At 37.6% G+C, this 5,874-nt stretch carries 7 protein-coding genes; all 7 read right to left on the reverse strand.

The genetic code is table 11. The features are described 5' to 3' along the window. Positions 1-204 precede the first annotated feature (204 nt). The 7 genes from FG383_RS20545 to FG383_RS20575 all read right to left on the reverse strand — a co-directional run bounded on the left by FG383_RS20545 (position 205) and on the right by FG383_RS20575 (position 5,450). Complete coding sequence (locus FG383_RS20545; RefSeq protein ID WP_142540929.1) at positions 205-636, reverse strand: S1 domain-containing RNA-binding protein; 432 nt, start codon at positions 634-636, stop codon at positions 205-207. Positions 637-775: 139 nt separating this feature from the next. Further along, positions 776-1,171, reverse strand: a complete 396-nt coding sequence (locus FG383_RS20550) for an FtsB family cell division protein (RefSeq protein WP_142609525.1) — start codon at positions 1,169-1,171, stop codon at positions 776-778. A 24-nt stretch (positions 1,172-1,195) separates the two neighbouring features. After that, positions 1,196-1,693, reverse strand: a complete 498-nt coding sequence (yabQ, locus tag FG383_RS21705; protein WP_142609526.1) for a spore cortex biosynthesis protein YabQ — start codon at positions 1,691-1,693, stop codon at positions 1,196-1,198. Then, positions 1,690-1,992 carry a sporulation protein YabP gene (gene yabP, locus FG383_RS20560; RefSeq protein ID WP_142609527.1) on the reverse strand — a complete coding sequence of 101 codons (303 nt, stop codon included), beginning with the start codon at positions 1,990-1,992 and terminating at the stop codon, positions 1,690-1,692. Before yabP ends, yabQ begins: the two co-directional genes overlap by 4 nt. A 79-nt stretch (positions 1,993-2,071) precedes the next feature. Next, positions 2,072-2,362 carry an RNA-binding S4 domain-containing protein gene (locus FG383_RS20565; RefSeq protein WP_142609528.1) on the reverse strand — a complete coding sequence of 97 codons (291 nt, stop codon included), beginning with the start codon at positions 2,360-2,362 and terminating at the stop codon, positions 2,072-2,074. 7 nt (positions 2,363-2,369) lie between these two features. Then, positions 2,370-3,827 carry a bifunctional methyltransferase/pyrophosphohydrolase YabN gene (yabN, locus tag FG383_RS20570; RefSeq protein WP_142609529.1) on the reverse strand — a complete coding sequence of 486 codons (1,458 nt, stop codon included), beginning with the start codon at positions 3,825-3,827 and terminating at the stop codon, positions 2,370-2,372. Between the two features lie 12 nt (positions 3,828-3,839). Beyond that, positions 3,840-5,450 (reverse strand): putative polysaccharide biosynthesis protein, encoded by a 1,611-nt coding sequence (locus FG383_RS20575; protein ID WP_142609530.1) that lies wholly within the window; start codon positions 5,448-5,450, stop codon positions 3,840-3,842. Positions 5,451-5,874: the final 424 nt, after the last annotated feature.

Here is a 5,874-nt window from a genome sequence, read left to right on the forward strand (position 1 = left end):
AGACAGATGAAACATTACAACGGACGCGCAGCTACGGGGGTGGCTCATCGCTCACCCGGCGGAAATCTTAGCAGACACCTTTTACGACGCACTATCCCTATAACATTCATTAGTTAATTTCTGAACATACAAAAAAGGCGTCAGCTACGCTGAACGCCTTTTCATCTATTAAACATTTTTTCTACCGATAAAACAGACAGCATATTATCCTCTTTTTGCGCCTCTGCCGCCGCGCTTAGATTCTGTTGCACGCTTTAACGTAGACAAACGATCTTCACTATCCTTTAAGAATCGTGCCATTTTTTGCTCAAAATTCTCTTTACTCGGACGATCACGATCATTTGGGCGATTGTTGTTACGTGGACGCTGAGAACGTTCCGGTCTCTCTGGTCTTTCAGCTTGAGGCTTTGCTTTACGGATAGATAATCCGATTTTGCCGTCCGCTTCAACATTCATCACCTTAACTTCAACAACATCTCCAACCTTCAAATGCTCATTAATATCTTTCACATAATTATCCGCAACTTCACTAATGTGAACTAGACCTGTTGAGCCTCCTGGCAGCTCGACGAATGCTCCGAAGTTAGTGATTCCTGTTACTTTACCTTGTACCTTGCTGCCTACTTCAATTGACATAAAAAAAATGCTCCTCCTTAAAATTTAAGCGACTCTTTTAACGAGTTAGTATGATTTTTTCATACCGCCCCTACCTTTATTATAGCTAACAAAAAAAGAGTGTCAATAAGACTACTCTTTTATAACTTGTTTTTTTAAATTATTTCTCTTTATTATCTGGTAGTGTGAAGATAATTTCCCCTTCTTCTGAAAGGAAATATTCTTTTCTTAATAATTTTCCAATGTACTCATCATCATTTAATTTAGAAATTTGAAGCTTTAGCATTTCCTGCTCTTCTTGTACTTTTGCTAATTCTTCTGATACCTTTTCTTTTTGCAAACTTTTTTCCTCTAACGTTTGATTACTGTGTATCAAAGTAGATACTAAAAATCCTACAAGCGCTAAGGACATGATTCCAAAAACAGCTAAACGTCTAAATAAACGAACCTTTTTTGCTTTTTTACGATTTTCTTGACGTTCGATAGAGCGAACATAATCTGCATTAATTGCTGCAATTTGTTTCCCAGCGGATACGTTTCTTTGCTTTTCTCCCATTTCGCTCTCCCCCGTCAAAATTTCTTAATTTTTCGTGTACTTTTTATTATACCGGAAGTTTGGTTTTTTCTTAAGGGCCAAATGCCATATTTTTTTATATAAAAAGTGAAACGGTCGTACTATAGTTTTTATAATAATAAGTATAAGTCGAAATAATTTGTTAATAATTGTTATTAATATACGAAAAAGAAACCAAATTGGCTGGACAATCATTCGCAAGAAAATTCTTCCAGCTAATCTAAAGATCGGCTGAAACAACTGCTCATATAAAAGAATTCCAACTACCTGTGCTAGTGGATCATAAATTCTCCATATACCATCTCGCACATTAAAAAGAATATAAAAAGTTCCTAACCCTAGCATGATCCAAACTACTATTTCTAGAGCGACACTGTATTTATAAACAAAGGTACGCTTTGGAAAGCTGTTCGTCACAAAGCGTGTCCCTTCAATTATCGCACCTATGACTATCCCACTTAAAACCATTAATAATAAGCTATAAAATTGTAGAGAGAGTGTCATCCGAATAGTTTATGAAGTAACCCTCTAGCACCGTCTAAATTCTGCTCCTCATCATACTGTATCCCCTTAACAACTCCTTCTAGAGTTAGTAGGCCTTTGTCTACATCTAAATGGACAATCTTCAGTTCTTCTCCCTTAATCAGAAGTAATCCTTGTGAAGTTTTCACATAAAATTCTTGTTGGTCAAATCGTTCAATTGATTTTACAGAAGTTAAATCCATTCTTTTTCGATTTCTTAGTGATATTAAATGGTCCCCCGTTGGAATAGTAATTGTTTGGTTTTCTGCTTGATATTGCATATGCTCTCTCCTCTCCTTGTCCTAGTTTCATTGTATGCACGTAAAAAAAAAGCATGACAAATGCGTCATGCTTTTTTTCTTAATCTTCGTCATCTATGAATGCTGGGTCTACTTTTTCTAGTCGTTCTTCTTTTATTATTGTAAACATGGAAGCAGCATCTTCTTTTTTCGCTGAATCTTTGATCGCATCAACTGTAGCAGTTACTACTTTTTGTCCGAAACGAATAGATAACTCATCTCCCGCTTTTACATCGGAGCTTGCTTTTGCCACTTTTCCGTTAATCGTAATTCTTCCTTGGTCCGCAACTTCTTTTGCAAGTGTTCTTCGTTTAATCAACCTTGAAACTTTTAAAAACTTATCTAATCTCATGTCAACACTACCTCTCTAGTTTCTTTGCCTCATTCCAAAAACCGTCCAGCTCTTCTAAATCATAGTCAGAAAAGTTTCCTTTTCCACTTTTAACGCTCGACTCAATAAATTGAAATCTTCTTTTAAACTTCTCATTCGCCTGTATCATTGCTTGTTCAGGGGACAGACCATAAAAACGTGCTACATTAACGATTGTAAATAACACATCTCCTAGTTCATCCACTTGCGTATCCTTCGTTCCCGAATCCAATTCTTTTTTCCATTCATCCAGTTCTTCTGCGAACTTTTCCCAAGCACCGGACACATCTGGCCAATCAAAGCCAACCTTTGCCACTTTCTTTTGGTAATTGAAAGATGTAAGTAACGAAGAGTCGGAGCGCATTTCTCCAGCTAATAATGACTTCTCATTAACATCCTGTTCTGCGGCTTTTATTTGTTGCCAGTTGCGAAGTACATCTTCTGTATTAGTTGCAACGACGTCTCCAAATACATGTGGGTGTCTACGGACCATCTTCTCAGAAATAGAGTTAAGCACATCCTCCATGCTGAAATATCCGTTATCCTCTCCGATTTGCGCGTGTAAAAACACTTGTAAAAGAACATCCCCAAGTTCTTCTACCATATGATCATCGTCTTCTTCATCAATTGCTTGTAATAGCTCATAAACCTCTTCTACTGCATATTTCTTCAAGGTTTTATGTGTTTGCTCCTTATCCCACGGACAACCATTAGGACCTCTTAAATCAGCAACTATTTGGCGTAGTGTTTGCCATTCCTTTAATCTGTACTCTTGCGCCTGTATAGGAGGAACATACAAAGTCGTTAAGTTATCTAGCTCCATTACATGATCTAGCTCATATAAAGGGACTTTTGTTAGTTTTTCTTGTGCAGATCCAGCGGCCTTTACGATGGTTACTTCATACTCATCCGGATACTTTTCCATGAGTGTTAACTTTATTTCCGATGCACTAAATGCATCATACACTTGTCCAATTAGCAAATGGGAACTCATTTGAACATCGTCTCGTTTAAAACTTGTTCCATCTAATAATTGAAACCCTTCAATTGGATCGATGCGAAGCGCAGTAAAAATTGGGTCTAAAAAACTTTGACCACCTTCGATTCGAATTTTCGCCTCTCCTTGTCGCTCCGCTTCGATTAATAACTGAACTGTTTGTTCTGCGACTAGTGGATGCCCAGGCACTGCATATGTAACAGAAGTTTCGTTTGCTAACTTTAGTAGTGTTTGTACTATTTCTTCGTAGACTGCTTCAAATTGATCGTTTTTTTCATATATTGCATCAAAGCTTGTCCAAGTTAGCCCCTCTGCTTTTAGTTCCTGCAAAACTGGATGTTGTTCCGTACGTACATATAAATGTTCTGTCGTTTTTAGTTGTTTATAAATGCCTAAAGGAAGCTGATCTAAATCACTTGCTCCAAGTCCGATAATCGTTATTTCATTCATCTGCTCACACCCTTACTCTTCTTTATTTAACCATAGCTGGAAAGTGGCCATTCTTCTACCAAACGGCAATAAAAACCACTCTTTCTCTGCTATAACACGTCTTTTTGCTAAAGTTATTAAAAAAATGGCTGCCCCGAGCATGACTGCACTGAGCGATATTGCAAGTGCCTCTATACGACTCGGTAACCAATCAAAAAAGTACGCATCTGCTACTAAACTATAAACCGTCACACCTATAACCATCAAGATAGACGAAATAGCAATTCCTTTATAAAATGTGAAAGAAGCGAAACGTATCTTCCAACTTCTTTTAAAATAATAAAACATACATATAAATACAATTAATAAACTAATATTTCCAGCTATAGCCGCTCCTAATACACCATATTCTGGTACAAGCATACCATTTACTAGCCATTTACTACATACTCCAAGTAATAAAAACAGCGTAGGAAGCTTTACTTTTCCACTTCCTTGTAGCATCGCCATCAACGTAAGTATTAATGACATCCATACAACTTGACAAGAAAATACCATTAAAGTGATTGATTCATCTCTTGTTTGAAACAGCATTTCATTCACAAATGGTAGTACTACTATTAGACCTAAAGCTGCGGCAATGCTAAATGTGAAAGCTATTCTAAACGTAATTTGCATAAAAGGAATTGCCGTTCGTCCTTTTTCTTTATTCATCCGATGTGCAACAAGTGGAACAATCGCCAAAGACAATGTAGAAGCAATAACAATACCTAGCTGTACAAGTGGTTGACCACGATCATAGATCCCTTTTGTCTCCATCGCCACTTGCTTTCCCATACCATTTTCTAGTAGCATTTGAAAAACCGTAAATGAATCTACTAGCTGCAACAATAAAAATAGTAACGCACTTATACTTGCACTAATACTAATTATCGTCAAATCTTTTACAATCGGCCAAAGTTGTACATCTTGCTGTTTGTTGTTCGTCTTCTTTCGACCAATTGTTTTCCAATAAATATATGCCAAAAATATTACACCAGAAAGTTCCCCCGCTACCGCTCCATACATTGCCATACTTCCAGCTTTATACAGGTCAAAACTTTTTGATACAACGATCCATGTACCAAGTAAAATAACCGATACCCTGATGGTCTGCTCTACTATTTGCGCATACGCTACCGGCTGCATATGACCATTTGATTGAAATTCTCCTTTTAACACCGCAAGCATCGGCATTAATAAAATGACATACGAACCAGCTTTTAATAAGTAAGCTAAATTTGCATCCCCCATTGCCTCCGCAAAAAAGCTTGCTCCAAAATATAACACGATAAAAAATAATATGGACAGTATTCCGATATAGAAAAATGCAATTCGTCGAACTTGTGGTATTGCATATTCTTTTCCACTTGCTTTGTAGTCAGATAGTATTTTAGATAACGCTACCGCAAAACCATAGGAAGTCCAGGTTGTAATAATTCCAATAAACGGATACACCTGTTGATAAATATAAAAACCTTCATCTCCTACTAAGTTTTGAAAAGGTACACGATACACAGCGCTTAATAGCTTCACAATTATCGCTGCAATTGTAAGCATCGCTGCTCCTTTCATATACGTCTTCATATTCCAATCATTACTCATTGTTAAATCCTTCTTCCATCCAGCAATGCATTTATTATACACAAGAAAAGCAGTAGGCGCTGAAGTCTGGACAATAAAAATACATAAATGACCTATCTTTGTGTCTTGTTTTTTAAAGCATTAGTGGAGGTGTGCAGTATAGGGATACTGCGTGGTAATGCGTTGAAAATGAGTGTCCGCTGGGATTTCCGCTGCTGGGCGGACGCTTTCCGTGGGGTGAGCGATGAGCCTTCACCGCCGCGCCTGCGCGCGTCCGTTGTGAAGTCTCATTTTGCTCACTTGATCCCGCTGGAGTCGCCTCCCATAGCGAAAATCAAACGAAATTGCTTACTTATTCAGTATCAACTCGCAAAAAACAAAATTTCTGCAGTATTTCGTCTGGGTTAAACCAATAAATGGCTTAGGGCAACAGATCGTTCATTCA

This window comes from Psychrobacillus soli (genome assembly GCF_006861775.1).
Classification (GTDB): Bacteria; Bacillota; Bacilli; order Bacillales_A; family Planococcaceae; genus Psychrobacillus; species Psychrobacillus soli.